Annotated in this window: 14 protein-coding genes; 4 read left to right on the forward strand and 10 right to left on the reverse strand. The window is 59.4% G+C overall.

The window, feature by feature from the left end; translation table 11 throughout:
• Positions 1–87 precede the first annotated feature (87 nt).
• The 7 genes from CE636_RS15430 to rhaB form a co-directional block, all read right to left on the reverse strand.
• Positions 88–1,092, reverse strand: coding sequence for an ABC transporter permease (locus tag CE636_RS15430; protein WP_017899828.1), 1,005 nt, complete (start codon positions 1,090–1,092; stop codon positions 88–90).
• Positions 1,089–2,096: an ABC transporter permease gene (locus CE636_RS15435; protein WP_017899827.1), complete on the reverse strand. Its 1,008-nt coding sequence runs from the start codon at positions 2,094–2,096 to the stop codon at positions 1,089–1,091. Before CE636_RS15435 ends, CE636_RS15430 begins: the two co-directional genes overlap by 4 nt.
• Complete coding sequence (locus tag CE636_RS15440) at positions 2,093–3,604, reverse strand: sugar ABC transporter ATP-binding protein (RefSeq protein ID WP_017899826.1); 1,512 nt, start codon at positions 3,602–3,604, stop codon at positions 2,093–2,095. The genes CE636_RS15435 and CE636_RS15440 overlap by 4 nt, the downstream gene beginning before the upstream one ends.
• A gap of 214 nt (positions 3,605–3,818) precedes the next feature.
• Positions 3,819–4,805 (reverse strand): rhamnose ABC transporter substrate-binding protein, encoded by a 987-nt coding sequence (rhaS, locus tag CE636_RS15445; RefSeq protein ID WP_004203661.1) that lies wholly within the window; start codon positions 4,803–4,805, stop codon positions 3,819–3,821.
• A gap of 81 nt (positions 4,806–4,886) precedes the next feature.
• On the reverse strand, positions 4,887–5,717 hold the full coding sequence (rhaD, locus tag CE636_RS15450; protein ID WP_004203662.1) for a rhamnulose-1-phosphate aldolase: 831 nt from the start codon (positions 5,715–5,717) through the stop codon (positions 4,887–4,889).
• 151 nt (positions 5,718–5,868) lie between these two features.
• Positions 5,869–7,128, reverse strand: a complete 1,260-nt coding sequence (locus tag CE636_RS15455) for an L-rhamnose isomerase (RefSeq protein ID WP_004203663.1) — start codon at positions 7,126–7,128, stop codon at positions 5,869–5,871.
• Entirely contained in the window at positions 7,125–8,591 is a 1,467-nt protein-coding gene (rhaB, locus tag CE636_RS15460; protein ID WP_017899825.1) for a rhamnulokinase, read from the reverse strand. The genes CE636_RS15455 and rhaB overlap by 4 nt, the downstream gene beginning before the upstream one ends.
• Positions 8,592–8,901: 310 nt before the next feature.
• On the opposite strand from rhaB, the gene rhaS (CE636_RS15470) reads away from it, so the two are divergent.
• Together rhaS (CE636_RS15470) and rhaR are read left to right on the forward strand one after the other, a co-directional pair.
• Positions 8,902–9,738, forward strand: a complete 837-nt coding sequence (rhaS, locus tag CE636_RS15470; RefSeq protein WP_004203665.1) for an HTH-type transcriptional activator RhaS — start codon at positions 8,902–8,904, stop codon at positions 9,736–9,738.
• A 73-nt stretch (positions 9,739–9,811) separates the two neighbouring features.
• Positions 9,812–10,657, forward strand: coding sequence for an HTH-type transcriptional activator RhaR (rhaR, locus tag CE636_RS15475; RefSeq protein WP_004203666.1), 846 nt, complete (start codon positions 9,812–9,814; stop codon positions 10,655–10,657).
• 32 nt (positions 10,658–10,689) lie between these two features.
• Here the strand turns inward: rhaR and rhaT are convergent, their stop codons facing one another.
• On the reverse strand, positions 10,690–11,724 hold the full coding sequence (rhaT, locus tag CE636_RS15480) for an L-rhamnose/proton symporter RhaT (RefSeq protein ID WP_004203667.1): 1,035 nt from the start codon (positions 11,722–11,724) through the stop codon (positions 10,690–10,692).
• A 289-nt stretch (positions 11,725–12,013) separates the two neighbouring features.
• On the opposite strand from rhaT, the gene sodA reads away from it, so the two are divergent.
• Together sodA and yiiM are read left to right on the forward strand one after the other, a co-directional pair.
• On the forward strand, positions 12,014–12,634 hold the full coding sequence (sodA, locus tag CE636_RS15485; RefSeq protein WP_004203668.1) for a superoxide dismutase [Mn]: 621 nt from the start codon (positions 12,014–12,016) through the stop codon (positions 12,632–12,634).
• 72 nt (positions 12,635–12,706) lie between these two features.
• A complete protein-coding gene (gene yiiM / locus CE636_RS15490) occupies positions 12,707–13,381 on the forward strand; it encodes a 6-hydroxyaminopurine reductase (RefSeq protein ID WP_017899824.1) in 675 nt (224 codons plus the stop codon).
• A 63-nt stretch (positions 13,382–13,444) separates the two neighbouring features.
• Here the strand turns inward: yiiM and cpxA are convergent, their stop codons facing one another.
• Together cpxA and cpxR are read right to left on the reverse strand one after the other, a co-directional pair.
• Complete coding sequence (gene cpxA / locus CE636_RS15495) at positions 13,445–14,818, reverse strand: envelope stress sensor histidine kinase CpxA (protein WP_004203670.1); 1,374 nt, start codon at positions 14,816–14,818, stop codon at positions 13,445–13,447.
• Positions 14,815–15,513 (reverse strand): envelope stress response regulator transcription factor CpxR, encoded by a 699-nt coding sequence (gene cpxR / locus CE636_RS15500; RefSeq protein ID WP_004203671.1) that lies wholly within the window; start codon positions 15,511–15,513, stop codon positions 14,815–14,817. Before cpxR ends, cpxA begins: the two co-directional genes overlap by 4 nt.
• Positions 15,514–15,515 lie beyond the last annotated feature (2 nt).

The raw sequence follows: 15,515 nt of genomic DNA on the forward strand, positions 1-15,515 counted from the left end.
ATAATTCTCCTTAATGTTGATTTTGGGAAATCCGTTTCCCCTCACCCCGCCCTTCTCCCTTGGGAGAGGGCCAGGGCGAGGGGGAAATTAACATCGTCTTCGCTGCAGCATCCGCCGGGCCATAATCGGCAGGGAGATCACCACGATCAGCATCGCGCCGATAATCACCGACATCACGATGCCGGGTACGTTCAGCAGGCTCAGGCCGAAGGTCACCAGCCCCATCAGAAAGGCGGCGATGATCACCCCGGGCATGCTGCCGGAACCGCCAAGAATATTGACGCCGCCGAGCACCGCCATGGTGACAACCGCCAGCTCCCAGCCCATCGCCAAAGTGGGGCGGGTACTGCCGAGCCGTGAGGTCAACAGGATCGCCGCCAGCCCGGCCATCAGCCCGACCAGCGCGAACAGCGCGAGGTTATGTCGCTTCACGTTGATCCCGGAGTACCAGGCGCCGGTCGGGTTATTGCCGATGGCATAGGTTCGGCGGCCAAAGTTAGTTTTATGCAGCAGGAAGGTGAAGGCGGCCGCGAGGAGGATAAACAGCGCAAACTCAAAAGAGAGCGCCCCCCACACGTACCCCTGGCCGAACCAGGCAAAGCTCTCCGGGTAGTGGTTGAGCGCCTGATCGCCCAGCAGGATATAGGTGATGCCGCGATACAGGCTCATGGTGCCGATGGTGATCACGATCGACGACAGGTTAAAACGCGTCACCAGGATACCGTTGAACAGACCGCATAGCAGACCCACGCCCAATCCGACCAATACCAGCAGCGGCGTATCCATCCCCGCCGCCGCGCAAAAGCCCATCACCGTTGAGCTGAGCGCCATCGTCGAGGCTACCGAAAGGTCAATTTCGCGGGCGATAATCAGCATCGCCATCGGCAGAACGACGATCGCCTTCTCAGTAAAGGTGAAGGTGGCGTCCGACAGGTTCCAGATATTGAGGAAGTAAGGGGAAGCCAGGGCGTTGCCGATAAATACCGCGAGGGTCACCGCCAGTAAAAACCCTTCCCAGCACAGCAGGCGGCGCAGCGGCGACGGCGCGGCCGGGGCGTTTTTCATCTCTTCAGATACCATCATCTTGCTCATGATTTCATCCCTTGTTTCTGCCGGGCTAACGCCGCGTTACGCAGGATTAACCGCCCGTGACCGCGATTGCCGCGCTCGTTAAGCAGCACCGCCATGACGATCACTGCCCCGGAAATCGCCATTTGCCAGAACGGCGAAATGCCGATCACCGGCAGGGCATTATTGATGACCCCGAGGAACAGCGCGCCGCACAGGCAGCCCAGTACCCGTCCGCTTCCGCCCATGGTGCTGATACCGCCGATCACGCAGGCGGCGACCACCTGCAGCTCAAAGCCGTTCGCCACATCGACATAGGCGACAGCGAAGCGCGAGATCCACAGATAGCCGCAGAAGCCAGCCAGCGCGCCGGAGAGGCAGAAGCTGACGAACTGCATTTTCCCGGCGTTAATGCCGGTGTAATACGCCGCCGTCGCGTTGCCGCCCGCGGTATACAAGGCCCGGCCGGTGCGGCTGTAGCGCAGGAAGTAACCCACCAGCAGCAGCGCGGCGATGGCGCACCAGCTCAGCAGCGGCAATCCCAGGAGGGTGCTGCGCGGCAGACTGAGAAAATCAGCGCTCATCTGATGTGAGTTAACCCAGCCACCGTCGGTCAGCAGGAAGATAATGCCGCGATAAATGCTCATGGTGCCCAGGGTCACCACGATGGCGGGAATGCCGAGGCGCCAGACCAGCAGGCCGTTAATCATCCCCATCAGCAGGCCCAGCAGGGTTGCCAGCGCCAGCAGCGCTACCACCGGAATACCCGGATTATGGGCATTGAGCAGGGCGACGATCATCCCGGTCAGCGCCAGGTTGGCGGCCATCGACAAATCGATGCCTTTGGTGAGCAGCACCATCATCTGTCCGAGGGCGAGAATGATAAGGATGGCAGTATCGTTAAACATCTCCACCAGATTACCCGGTGAAACGAACGACGGCGCCCGGCTGCCAATGGCGCCGATCATCAAAATGATGACCAGCGCCAGCAGCGCTTCGCGATGCTTCAGCCATGCGTGTCCCATCATGCTGCCTCCTGGCCGATGCCGCTGGCGGCGCTAACGATGGTTTCCGCCGTCGCTTCCCCGGCCCGGTACTCGGCGACCATCAGCCCTTCGTGCATCACGATAATCCGGTCGGCCATGCCCATGACTTCCGGCAGCTCTGACGAGACCATAATCACCGCCAGCCCTTGGCTGACCAGCTCGGACATAAACTGATGCACAGCGGCTTTTGAGCCGATATCGATGCCTTTGGTCGGCTCATCGAGGATGATCACCTCGGGCTGGGTCGCCAGCCATTTGCCGATCACCACTTTCTGCTGGTTGCCGCCAGAGAGGGTCTCCACCGGCTGCCGCCAGCTGGAGGCTTTAACCTGCAGGCGCGAGGCGTACTCGTCCGCCAGCCGCCATTCCCGGGCGTCGTTCAGGACGCCGTTAGGATTGAGCTTGCTCAGCTGCGGCAGACTGATGTTCTGGGCGATAGGCAGGGCGATGATCGCCCCCTGTTTCTGTCGCTCTTCCGGTACGCAGACGATGCCCGCGCGGATAGCGTCGGCGGGTTGGCGAAAGCGCATGGGGCTGCCGTTCAGTCGGATCTCGCCGGAGGAGGGATGCGTTACGCCGGAGAGCGCCTGCATCAGCTCGGTGCGTCCGGCGCCCACCAGGCCGTAAAAGCCGAGAATTTCCCCCTTGCGCAGGCTGAAGCTGATATCGGCAAACTCGGTAGGATGACAAAGATCGTTGACCTCCAGCACCGTTTCCCCTGGGGTACAGTCGACTTTCGGGTAGGTTTGGCTGATCGCCCGGCCCACCATCATCGACACCATCCGCTCTTCGGTAATATCGCTCATTATCCCGGAGCTGACGTACACCCCATCGCGCAGGATGGTGTAATAGTCGGCCAGCTCGAAAATTTCATCGAACTTATGCGAGATAAACAGGATCGCTTTGCCGTCCTGCTTCAGACGCTCAACGATGTGATAAAACTCCAGGATTTCATGCTGGGAAAGCGCGGCGGTCGGCTCATCGAGGATCACCGCCTGGGCGTCGAAAGCCAGCGCCCGGGCAATCGCCACCATGTGCCGCTGGGCGATGCTGAGTGTTTTTAACGTTGCCCGCGGGTCGATCTGGACTTCCAGCCGGGCGAGGATCTCGCCAGCCCGGCGGTGCATCGCCGGCCAGTCGAGCGTTTTGAGCAGTCCCTTATACAGATACTGGCCGACGAAAATGTTTTCGCTGACCGAAAGTTCGTCAAACAGTATGGTTTCCTGGTGGATGGCGGTGATCCCCATCTTGTGCGCCGACTCCGGCGTCGGCAGATGAATGGGAATCGCTTTATAGAGGATCTCCCCCTCTTCGGGCTGATAAATACCGGTCATCACTTTGACCAGCGTGGATTTCCCCGCGCCGTTTTCGCCGATGAGGGCGGTCACTTTGCCGGGCCAGAGATCGAGCTGCACGTTCTCAAGGGCGCGCACACCGGGAAAAATCTTGGTGATCCCCTTCAGCGACAGCAGTGGTGTTGATGCTGACATGATAGTTCTCCGTAAAATCGCCCCTCACCCTAACCCTCTCCCCAAAGGGGAGAGGGAACGGTCTGGCGCCCGCAGGCCGCATTGCGCAGAGGACCAGTCTTTCCCCCTCTCCCCTGGGGAGAGGGAACGGTCCGGCGCCCGCAGGCCGCATCGCGCAGAGGGCCAGCCGTTCCCCCTCTCCCTCTGGGAGAGGGCCGGGGTGAGGGAACAAGGGTTAGAAAATTTTCGAGAACTTATCGATGTTGCTCGCATCGTAGACAAACGGCTCGGCCATCGCGCCATTCCCTTCGGCGTCCAGCTTCACTTTGCCCAGCTTGCCCATACTGGCTTCGGTTTTGGTCGCCGTGCCTTTGACTAAATCGTCGGCCAGATAGGTGGCGGCGTAACCGAGGTCAATCGGGTTCCAGATGGCGAAGCTTTTGCTGGCGCCAGACTTGATCGCGCCGGCCATTTCCGACGGCAGCCCCAGCCCGGTGACATAGACTTTGCCAATTTTTCCCTGGTCCTTCACCGCCTGCGCGGCGGCAACAATCCCCACCGATGACGGCGAAACAATGACTTTCAGGTCCGGATATGATTTCAGCAGGCCCACCGCTTCGCGGTAGCTTTTATCCGACAGATCGTCACCGTAGGCGACGGTCACCAGATTGACGGACGGATACTGCGGCAGCACCTTTTTCATCTCCTCAATCCAGATATTCTGGTTAGTGGAGGTCGGGGTGGCGCTTAACACCGCCACATCCCCCTTCTCCACGTTCAGCGCCTTCAGCGCATCGGCGGCGAGCTTGACGTTGGTCTCGCCAATTAAGGCGTTATTGGAAGGATTAAGATGGATCTGGCGGCCTGCCGGCGCCACGCCGGAGTCCCAGGAAACCACTTTGATGCCGCGCTGCATCGCTTTTTTCAGCACCGGCACCACCGCGTCCGGATCGTTGGCGGAAATGGCGATCGCATCCACCCCCTGGGCGATCAACCCGTTCAGCACATCGATCTGCGCTTCGGCGGTGGTGGTGGTCGGGCCGGTGTAGATCACTTTGACATCACCTAACTCTTTGGCGGCCTGTTGGGCGCCAACGTTGGCGGCTTCGAAGAAGCCATTTCCCAGCGATTTCGCCACGAGGGCGATTTTAACTTCTGCTAAGGCGGAACCGGACAACGCCAGGGCGGCAACGGTGAGGATCAAGCTTGTCTTTGTTTTCATTGCTTTTACTCCACATGAGTCAGTTTTGTAGGGTTTGCAGGTGAGGCTTCGCCCCGTCTCGGTGAGCGGGGCGCGATGTTGTTATGGATAAAGATCTAACGCGGACTGCAGCGGCTGGACGTTGAAGCGTTTGCCAAGAGCGATAAGCTCTTCGCGAGTGATGGTCTGCTTCATCCCGCCCATGGACAGAACTTTCACCAGCACTTCGGCGGACTTCTCGGCAGTGTCGATCAGGCCGAAGGTCTCATCCAGGGTTGGGCCGCTGCCGAAGACGCCGTGGAACGGCCACAGCACCAGCGAGTGTTTTTGCATGGTTTCCGCAGTCGCCTGGCCGATTTCATCGGTGCCTGGCACCATCCACGGCAGAATGCCGACGCCATCCGGGAAGACCACCAGACATTCGGTGCTACCTTCCCACAGCTTACGGGTGAACAGATCGCTGTGGTTCTCCAGGACGTAGGTCAGGGCGATCAGATTGGTGGCATGACAGTGCATGATCACCCGGTCCTTGCCGTCGGTCAGTTTGATGCGCTCGCTGTGCGACAGGAAGTGTGCCGGCAGCTCGGAGGTCGGCACCGCATCCTCCGTCAGACCCCACAGGATATGGTATCCCGCGCCGTCGCTGTCGACTTTCACCACGCCAAGGTTAGCGGCCGGGTCGAGCTGGACATTACGGAAGAATTTGCCGGAACCGGTGACGATAAACGGCTGGTTGGCCAGGGTTGGCATCGGCTGGCTGAGGGCGATATAGCGGGGTTTAGCGTGGAAATCTGCCGCGTAAGGTTCGATATCCGCCTCATCCAGACGCAGCGTCAGGTTGCCGCCGTTGCGCTCGTCCCAGCCTTTCAGCCAGGCGTCGGAGGTGGCTTTGATCATGCCCTGGACGAACCAGGCGTCGATAATGGTCTGCATAGTCTTGTCTTTCCTGTTAATTCGGTGGGGGTAGCCCCTCACCCTAACCCTCTCCCCACAGGGGAGAGGGAACGGTTCGGTGCGCTCTGGCAACATCGCGCAGTTCGTAGCCCGGGTAAGGCGTCAGCCGCGACCCGAGGAAGCCCGTGCATTACCCGCGCTGGCTCAGAACCGCATTTTCATAAGCCCGCACGTTGTCCAGCCACTGGCTGCCCGCCGGCGTGTCGTGACGCTGGCAGTACATCTCCCAGATGGCCTGCCACGGCAGGGATTTTTGCTCTTCGAGCAGCGCCAGGCGGGCGGTGTAATCGCCGTCGTTCTCCAGCTGGCGCAGCTGGTTGGTCGGTTCCAGCAGGGCGCGCAGCAACGCTTTTTTCATATTGCGGGTACCAATCACCCAGGCCGCGATGCGGTTGATGGAGGCATCGAAGAAGTCGAGGCCGATGTGCACGCGGTCAAACAGGTTATGGCGAATGATTTCGCTGGCGATGGCCTGAGTCTCATCATCCAGCAGTACCACGTGGTCGCTGTCCCAGCGCACCGGGCGGCTGACGTGCAGCAGCAGGCGCGGGATGTAGAGCATGGCGGCGGAGATCTTGTCGGAGATGACCTCCGTCGGGTGGAAGTGGCCGGCATCCAGGCACAGCGCCGTCTGGCGGCTGGTGGCATAGCCCATATAGAACTCGTTGGAGCCGACGGTGTAGCTTTCGGCGCCGATACCGAACAGCTTGCTCTCGACGGCGTCAATGTGGTGCGCCGGGTCGAATTTTTCGCTGATGACTTCATCCAGCGCGTTCAGCAGCCGCTGGCGCGGCGCGAAGCGGTCAACGGTAATGTCCTTCATGCCGTCCGGCACCCAGATATTCATCACCGACGGGGTGCCCAGCTGTTCGCCAAAATAAGCGGATACGCGGCGGCTGGCTTTGCAGTGGTCGATCCAGAACTGGCGGATCTCATCGTTGGCATGCGACAGGGTAAAGCCGTCGGCGCTCAGCGGATGCGAGAAGCAGGAGGGGTTGAAATCCAGCCCCAGTTTGTTGGCTTTCGCCCACTCGACCCAGTTTTTAAAGTGCTCCGGCTTTATCTCATTGCGCGCCACCGGCGCGTCGGCTTCCAGATAAATAGCGTGCAGGTTGAGACGTTTTGGCCCCGGAATCAGGCTCAGCGCCTGCTCAAGGTCGGCGCGTAGCTCCTGAGCATTGCGCGCTTTGCCCGGGTAATTGCCGGTGGCCTGGATGCCGCCGGTCAGGCTTCCCGCCGGGTTTTCGAAACCGGCGACGTCGTCACCCTGCCAGCAGTGCATGGAGACGGGCAGACGGTCCAGCTGGCGCAGGGCCTCCTCGACATCCACGCCGACGGCGGCGTAGCGCTGCTTAGCAATTTCCCAGGCTTGTTCAAGTTGAGTGGTCATGCGCAAAGCTCCTTGGTCTGTTGTGGCTGAAACTGCGCCACGAAACGGGCAATTTCACTATCAGGATTGGGGGTAAAGGCGGTGAGGGACGCATTGCCGCGCACCACCTGACGAAACTCATCGACGCTGGCCAGCTCGTCGAGGGTCATTAACTGGATGCCGATATTGCCGAGGGTGGAGGCCTCTGTCGGGCCGGCCACGACGGCGATCCCGCAGGCGTCGGCGCACAGCTGGTTGAGCAGTTCGTTCTGGCAGCCGCCGCCGACGATATGCAGCTGGCTGAAGGGCTGGCCGCGCAGCGCCGCCAGCTCGTTAAGCACCCGGGCGTAAAGCAGCGCCAGGCTGTCGAAAATGCAGCGCGCCAGTTCGGCGTCGCTGTGAGGAACCGGCTGGCCGGATCCGCGGCAGGCGGCCTGGATCTCGGCGCTCATACTGGCCGGGTTGATAAAGCGGTCGTCATTGCAGTCAATGATGAAGCGACACGCCGGCAGCGCGGCAGTGCGGGCGATCAGCCCCTGCAGGTCGCTGACGTTTTGTTCTTTCAGCACCCGCTGCAGCAGCCACAGGCCCATGATATTTTTCAGCACCCGATAGCGGCCTTCGGCTCCGCCTTCGTTGGTGATATTGGCCTGCAGCGCCGCGTCGCAGGTGTAAGGGGTCAGGCTTTCAAACCCCATCAGCGACCAGGTGCCGGAGGAGAGATAGGCGGCGTGGCCGTCGGCCAGCGGGGAGGCGATCACCGCGCTGGCGGTGTCGTGACTGGCGACGGCGACCACCGGAATACGGTTGCCTTGCGGGCAGATCCAGTGGCCTGTCACATTGCCGGGATGCGTCGGGGTGCCAAACCACTCGCGCGGCGCGCCGGTCCAGTTCAGCAGCGTCTCATCCCAGTTATCGCTGTGGATGTTGACCAGCTGGGTGGTGGTGGCGTTGGTATATTCCCAGTTCAGATTGCCGGTCAGGCGGAAGCTGAAATAGTCGGGGATCAGCAGGGCATGGGCGGCCTGACTGACCAGCTCCGGCTGCTGTTCCACCAGGGCGCGCAGCTGATAAAGGGTGTTAAACGGCAGAAACTGAATGCCACTGCGGCGATAGATCTCCGCCCGGCCCAGCTGTTCTTCAGCGTGACGTAGCAGGCCCTGGGTGCGATCGTCACGATAGGAGACCGGCAGCCCGACGCGCTGACCCTGCTTATCCAGCAGGACATAATCCACGCCCCAGGTATCGATGCCGATGCTGTCGATCAGGATGCCCTGCTCACACACTTTCTCCAGCCCGCGGCGGATCTCGCCTTCGAGGCTATCGAGATCCCAGCAGTCGAAGCCATCCACCTTCTGCAGGCTGTTGGTGAAGCGATGAATTTCACGCAGCGTCAGGGCGCGCGGCCCGGACTGATAGCTGGCGAGCATGACCCGCCCGCTGGAGGCGCCTAAATCGACGGCGACACAATGACGAATACTCATGGAAAGACCCTTCTTAAAATCATTGTCCGCAGTCTAAAAAAGGGCGCTGACTCACACCTTCTCGCTACGGACAGCCGAAACTGGCCGCTGGCAAGAAAGCAAAGGTGACCGTGAGGAAAATCACAAATTGCGGTTTTGGGCGGTGGTGAGGAGGATGTGATGGGGTCCGCAGTTCCGCATCTTTCCGGCTGATTCTTGAAAAAGCGGCAGGATTTACGAATTTTGCGGTCAAAAATTGAAGGCCGGATAGCCAACCCTTCATTACTATCAGCCGGTGACTGATAATTTTTCTCATTACGAGGGTGGCATCATGACCATATTGCACAGTACGGATTTCTTTAAGGCCGGGATCTCGACGGTGGCTATTGAACCCCGCCTCCCTCAGTCGGCCTTTCCTGAGCATCACCATGATTTTCATGAAATTGTCATCGTTGAGCAGGGTACGGGCATTCACGTCTTCAATGGCCAGCCCTATACCATCGGCGGCGGCTCGGTCTGCTTTATTCGCGATCACGACCGGCATCTTTACGAGCACACGGACAATCTGTGTCTGACCAACGTGCTTTATCGCGCGCCGGATGCGTTTCGGTTTCTCGCCGGGGTCAGCCAGCTGTTGCCCCAGGAGCAGGAGGGCAACTACCCGTCGCACTGGCGGGTGAACCAGACGGTTCTGCAGCAGGTGCGGCATATCGTGGCGCAGATGGAGGCCATGGGGAGCGAAACGGATACCCATGCCGTCGCCAGCCGTGAGATCCTGTTTATGCAGCTATTGGTGCTGCTGCGGAAAAGCAGCCTTGCGGAAGAGGCCACCAACAACGATGCACGGCTTAATCAGCTGCTGGCCTGGCTGGAAGACCATTTTGCGCAGGAGATCTGCTGGGAGGAGGTGGCGGCGCAGTTTTCGCTGTCGCTGCGTACACTACACCGTCAGCTGAAGCAGCAGACCGGCCTGACGCCGCAGCGCTATCTCAATCGGGTGCGCCTGATGAAAGCCCGCCACCTGCTGCGCCACAGCGATGAAAGCGTGACGGATATCGCCTATCGCTGCGGATTCGGCGACAGTAACCACTTTTCGACGCTTTTTCGCCGCGAGTTTTCCTGGTCGCCGCGCGATATCCGCCAGGGGCGCGACGCTATTCTTCAGTAACGCGAGAGGAGTCAACGTATTGCGGAGCAAAAACGCGAATAATGCGCCGTTATCCGCGTTGGGAGTGTGAGCCGTGGCCGGTTTGATTCTACGTAAAGAGGAATTTTTCCCTTCCGCCACGCAGGCGGTGGCGGTGGCTGACCGCTACCCGCAAAACGTCTTCGCTGAACACACCCATGAGTTCTGCGAGCTGGTGCTGGTGTGGCGGGGCAACGGGCTGCATGTTCTCAACGACCGTCCCTGGCGCATTACCCGCGGCGATCTGTTCTATATTCGCGCCGAAGATAAACACTCCTATGCTTCCGTTAACGATCTGGTTCTGCAGAACATAATCTATTGCCCGGAGCGACTGCAGCTCAATTTCGACTGGGCGGGGGCGATCCCTGGCCTCTTCGGCACCCCGTGGAAGCCCCACTGGCGCATGGGCAGCACCGGTATGGCGCAGGCGCGTCAGGTGATTAGTCAGCTTGAGCATGAGTGTTCCCGGCACGATGCGCAGGGGAATGCGATGGCCGAGCTGTTGTTTGCTCAGCTGGCGCTGACCCTCCAGCGGCATCGCTACGCGACGGATAATCTGGCGGCGACGCAGCGCGAAGCGCTGTTGGACAAACTGCTGGCCGCGCTGGCGGCCAGCCTGAGCCGCCCCTTTGTCCTGGAGCGTTTCTGCGAGCAGGAGGGCGGCAGCGAGCGGGCGCTACGTCAGCAGTTTCGCCAGCAAACCGGGATGACCATCAATCACTATTTACGCCAGCTGCGGATCTGCCATGCGCAGTATCTGTTGCAGCATACCGAGCGCTTAATCGGCGATATCGCCATGCAGTGCGGCTTTGAGGACAGTAACTACTTTTCGGTGGTGTTCAGCCGGGAAATCGGCATGTCGCCGGGGCAGTGGCGGCAGCGCAGTCGCGCCGCCGCCTGAAGCGCGTCTTTGTCAGGCAAATGCTCCGGTGCTTAACGGGCCATTCCCAGACCGACGATGTTGGCGGCGATGATGATCACCACGCAGCCGAGGCTCAGGACGCTCACCGGACGACGACCGGCGTTGTTCCACTCCTTCAGCACCAGACCCACCAGACCGCCGCACAGTACGTAGAAGCTCATGTGCAGCATCCAGCTCATATAGTCATACTGCGCCGGAATGCTGGCGTGGCCCCAGGCATAGAAGAAGAACTGGAGATACCACATCAGGCCGCCGAGGGCGGAAAGCAGCAGGTTGCTGATGATGAGGGGTTTGGCCAGCGAGAAATCGGCTTTGACGGACAGGCTCTTCACTTTTGCCAAACGAATAAAGCAGAAGCCAAGGTTAACCAGCGCCCCGCCGCCCATAATCACCACGTAGCTTGGCAGCGCCGCATATAACGGGTCGACGCCGAGCGCCGCGGCGGCATCATGCATCGGTTTGGCGGCGTTCATCGCGAACGACATCCCTGCCGAGAAGATACCGCACATCACTGCCAGCAGAAGCCCTCTCTTCAGATTGAACTCTTCGGCTTTGATGCCCATTTTGCGCTCTTTCAGCTGGCCCGCGCGGGTGACGATGCCAACGCCAACCACCGCCACCAGCACGCCGAGCAGCGTCATTTGACCGCCCTGGGTGTGCATCAGCACTGAAAACTGACCGTTAATAATCGGCGTCATCAGCGTACCGACAATCAACGTGATGCCAATGGCGATGCCAATCCCCATCGACATGCCGAGATAGCGCATGGTCAGGCCATAGTTGATATTACCGATACCCCACATGGCGCCGAACAGAAAGACCGGCAGCAGCGTGGAGGCGTTAAAGGAGCGGTAGTAGGCCCAGAAATCGGGTAACAGCGTGGCGCTGATGGCCCAGGGCAGGATCAGCCAGGAGACGATCCCCCCGACCGACCACATGGTTTCCCACGACCAGTGTTTTACTTTCTTGAACGGGGCATAGAAACAGGCGGCACTGGCGGCCCCTATCAAATGCCAAAAAATACCCATCGTAATCGCGTGGTTCATTGATTTTATCCTCATCTTTTTTTATCGGAGACGGCGGCTTCCGATGCGATGAGTGTAAAAATTAGCCGCTTTGGCCGCCTTCAGGACGTTGCCACAGGATGGCGAACTCTGGCAACCATGGGCTTAATTAGTTGTTCTACATCACAAAACGGCGGGTATTTCTTCTGGTTATATCCATATGAAAAATACGGCATTGATAAGCATTTTCAATACCATTTAATTAACTATAATGGACAAACTGCTTACGCGGCGTTAACACTTGAGCCGCTCGACAATAATGGAGATGATTATGAGCTATACCCTGCCATCCCTGCCGTACGCTTACGATGCTCTGGAACCGCACTTCGACAAGCAGACGATGGAGATCCATCACACCAAACACCATCAGACCTACGTGAACAATGCCAACGCCGCGCTGGAAAGCCTGCCGGAGTTCGCTAACCTGTCCGCTGAAGAGCTGATCACCAAGCTGGATCAGCTGCCGGCTGACAAAAAAACCGTACTGCGTAACAACGCCGGCGGCCACGCGAACCACAGCCTGTTCTGGAAAGGCCTGAAAACCGGTACCACCCTGCAGGGCGACCTGAAAGCGGCTATCGAGCGCGATTTCGGCTCTGTGGACAACTTCAAAGCGGAATTTGAAAAAGCCGCTGCTACCCGTTTCGGTTCCGGCTGGGCGTGGCTGGTCCTGAAAGGTGACAAACTGGCCGTTGTCTCCACCGCTAACCAGGATTCTCCGCTGATGGGCGAAGCCATTTCCGGCGCTTCTGGCTTCCCGATCCTGGGTCTGGACGTGTGGGAACACGCTTACTACCTGAAATTCCAGAACCGTCGCCCGGACTACATCAAAGCCTTCTGGGATGTGGTGAACTGGGACGAAGCTGCAGCGCGTTTTGCCGCCAAAAAATAAGGTTGCAATGTGCTAAGAGAGAAGCGAGTCTGATGGCTCGCTTTTTTTATATCGGTAGCAAGGAGAGCAGAGATGCATTATCCGGTGAATGTCTTTGTTGGCAAAATCAGGGACTACACGGGCAGTCGTCCCAGCGCGATCGGCAAAATCCAGGTTGACGGCGAGTTGCAGCTCGGCGATCTCGGTCTCGAAGGGGATGAGCAGGCGGAGAAGAAAATACACGGCGGGCCGGACCGCGCGCTGTGTCACTATCCGCGCGAACACTATGCCGACTGGATCCGTGAATTCCCCCAGCAGGCCGATCGGTTCTGCGCCCCGGCGTTCGGCGAAAACCTCTCCACCACCGGGCTCACCGAACAAAACGTCTACATTGGCGATATCTTTCGCTGGGGCGAGGCGCTGATCCAGGTCACCCAGCCGCGCTCTCCGTGCTTCAAGCTCAACTTTCATTTTTCGATCAATGACATGGCTCAGCTGATGCAAAACAGCGGGAAGACCGGCTGGTTGTATCGGGTGATCGCCGGGGGGAAAGTCTCCAGCGATGCGCCGCTCGAGCTGGTCTCTCGCCTGAGTGAGGTCAGCGTCCATGAGGCCGGGGCGATTGCCTGGCATATGCCGTTTGATGACGATCAGTACCACCGCTTATTGTCGGCCGCGGGCCTGTCGGTGAGCTGGAGCAGAACCATGCAGAAGCGCCGTTTAAGCGGCAAGATCGAAGATAATTCACGGAGATTATGGGGGAAATAATTCCCCCATATTGAGTATTTCCGGGGATGCTCCCGGCTTAGCGTAGCGCAAGCCGGGATAGCATCAGGTGCGCTTATACAGCGGCAGCCAGAGGGTTAAGCGCAGACCGCCCAGCGGGCTGTCGTCGGCCTTCACCCAGCCACGGTGCTGCTGAATAGCGGTTTCGACAATCGCCAGCCCCAGGCCGGTGCCGCCGGACTCGCGGTCGCGCGCCTCGTCGGTCCGGTAGAATGGCCGGAAAATCTGCTCGCGATCCTCCGGACTGACTCCCGGGCCGTCGTCATCGACGTTAACCGTAATCCCGTCTTTATCCACCGAGAAGCTGACGGAAATCTTCGTGTGCGAGTAGCGCAGGGCGTTGCGGACGATGTTCTCCAGCGCGCTTTCCAGCGCATTGGGGTTACCGTACAGCGGCCACGGGCCCGGCGGATACTCAACGGTGAAGGATTTACCCATCTGCTCGGCTTCAAACGCCGCGTTGTCCAGCACTTCGCTCCACAGCTGATTGGCTTTGACCGTCTCGCTCACCAGGGCGTTTTTCGCCTGATTGCGCGACATCACCAGCAGGTCGTTGATCATGCTGTCCAGCCGGTGCGCTTCAGTTTCGATGCGCTCCAGCTCTTTGCTCTCACCGCTGCGGCGGCGCAGCAGGGCGGTGCCCAGCTGCAGGCGCGTAAGCGGCGTGCGCAGCTCGTGCGAGATATCGGACAGTAGCCGTTGCTGGCTGGTCATCATCCGCTCCAGGGCCGTCACCATCTGGTTAAAGCTGGCGCCGGCGGCTAAAAACTCCTGCGGTCCAGCTTCCAGCTCCGGATGCTGCCGCAGGTTGCCCTGGGCGACCTCGTCGGCGGCATTTTTCAGCTTACGCGCTGGTTTCGCCAGGCTCCACGCCAGCCACAGCAGCAGCGGGGCGCTAACCAGCATTGTGACGATCAGCAGCAGCAGCGGCCGGTCAAACAGCAGGTTGATAAAGTCGGATTGTGAGGTGCTGGCGGGACGGATCAGATACAGCTGATAGTTATCCTCCCCATCCCTGACGGAGAACGGGCCCACCATTTCCAGGCGGCCATAGCGTTTTTTCTGCGGATGATCGGCGTTATCGGCCTGGCCGATAAAGTTGCGAATGATCTGCATCTCGTTGCGTTCTGCGCCGATCACGCGGCCTTCGCTGGTCACCAGCAGCAGGCGTTGCCCAGGAGGCGCCCATTTATCGATGGCGCGAAACAGACGACGCCACCACATCAGGTCGTTCGGCGGATCGTTGGCCAGCTCGGCCTCAACGTGCTGCTCGATCATGATGCCTTGACGCTGCTCGCTTTCCAGCAGCTCGGTCATCTGCCGGGAGTCCAGTTTGGGCAACATCAGCACCAGCATCAACACCAGCGCCAGCGTGAGCCAGAAGATGGCGAAGATGCGTGCAGTCAAACTTCCAATCATGAAGCGGAAACCATCAGATACCCGCGGCCACGCAGCGTTTTAAACCACGGATGGCCATCTTTGCGCTCCGGCAGCTTACGCCGCAGGTTGGAAATATGCATATCGATAGCGCGGTCGAACGGCGTCAGGCGCTTGCCTAACACTTCCTGGCTTAAATGTTCGCGTGACACCACCTGGCCGAGATGCTGCGCTAACAGATAGAGCAGGGTGAACTCGGTGCCGGTGAGCTCCAGCGTCTGGCCATCGAAATTGGCTTCCTGACGGCCCGGATTGAGGCTTAAGGCATCCACTTCCAGGGTCGGCGAACCGGCTTCGGTCGTCTGCTGCTGTTCGCTCCAGTGGGAACGGCGCAGAATCGCGCGTATACGCGCCACCAGTTCACGATCGTTGAACGGCTTAGGCAAATAGTCATCTGCGCCCAGCTCGAGGCCGAGAACGCGATCCAGCTCGCTCCCGCGCGCTGTTAGCATGATAACCGGTGTCTGGTGTGTCTGACGCAGCTCTTTAAGCGTATCGATACCGTTTTTCTTCGGCATCATTACGTCGAGCAGCAATAAATCAATGCTGTCGTCCAGAAGGGCCAGCGCCTGTTCCCCATCATGGGCCACCAGCACGTTAAAACCTTCCATATCGAGCAGCTCTTTTAACAGGGAGGTGAGCTCCCGGTCATCATCAACTAACAGGATTTTATTCATTG

It is taken from the genome of Klebsiella sp. LY, assembly GCF_004010915.1.
Lineage (GTDB): Bacteria > Pseudomonadota > Gammaproteobacteria > Enterobacterales > Enterobacteriaceae > Klebsiella > Klebsiella quasipneumoniae.

Bases quoted from the DNA above. Each gene is read 5' to 3' on its own strand.
- CE636_RS15430 (WP_017899828.1), bottom strand. From the start codon at position 1,092: ATGAGCAAGATGATGGTATCTGAAGAGATGAAAAACGCCCCGGCCGCG.
- CE636_RS15435 (WP_017899827.1), bottom strand. From the start codon at position 2,096: ATGATGGGACACGCATGGCTGAAGCATCGCGAAGCGCTGCTGGCGCTG.
- CE636_RS15440 (WP_017899826.1), bottom strand. From the start codon at position 3,604: ATGTCAGCATCAACACCACTGCTGTCGCTGAAGGGGATCACCAAGATT.
- rhaS (WP_004203661.1), bottom strand. From the start codon at position 4,805: ATGAAAACAAAGACAAGCTTGATCCTCACCGTTGCCGCCCTGGCGTTG.
- rhaD (WP_004203662.1), bottom strand. From the start codon at position 5,717: ATGCAGACCATTATCGACGCCTGGTTCGTCCAGGGCATGATCAAAGCC.
- CE636_RS15455 (WP_004203663.1), bottom strand. From the start codon at position 7,128: ATGACCACTCAACTTGAACAAGCCTGGGAAATTGCTAAGCAGCGCTAC.
- rhaB (WP_017899825.1), bottom strand. From the start codon at position 8,591: ATGAGTATTCGTCATTGTGTCGCCGTCGATTTAGGCGCCTCCAGCGGG.
- rhaS (WP_004203665.1), top strand. From the start codon at position 8,902: ATGACCATATTGCACAGTACGGATTTCTTTAAGGCCGGGATCTCGACG.
- rhaT (WP_004203667.1), bottom strand. From the start codon at position 11,724: ATGAACCACGCGATTACGATGGGTATTTTTTGGCATTTGATAGGGGCC.
- sodA (WP_004203668.1), top strand. From the start codon at position 12,014: ATGAGCTATACCCTGCCATCCCTGCCGTACGCTTACGATGCTCTGGAA.
- yiiM (WP_017899824.1), top strand. From the start codon at position 12,707: ATGCATTATCCGGTGAATGTCTTTGTTGGCAAAATCAGGGACTACACG.
- cpxA (WP_004203670.1), bottom strand. From the start codon at position 14,818: ATGATTGGAAGTTTGACTGCACGCATCTTCGCCATCTTCTGGCTCACG.
- cpxR (WP_004203671.1), bottom strand. From the start codon at position 15,513: ATGAATAAAATCCTGTTAGTTGATGATGACCGGGAGCTCACCTCCCTG.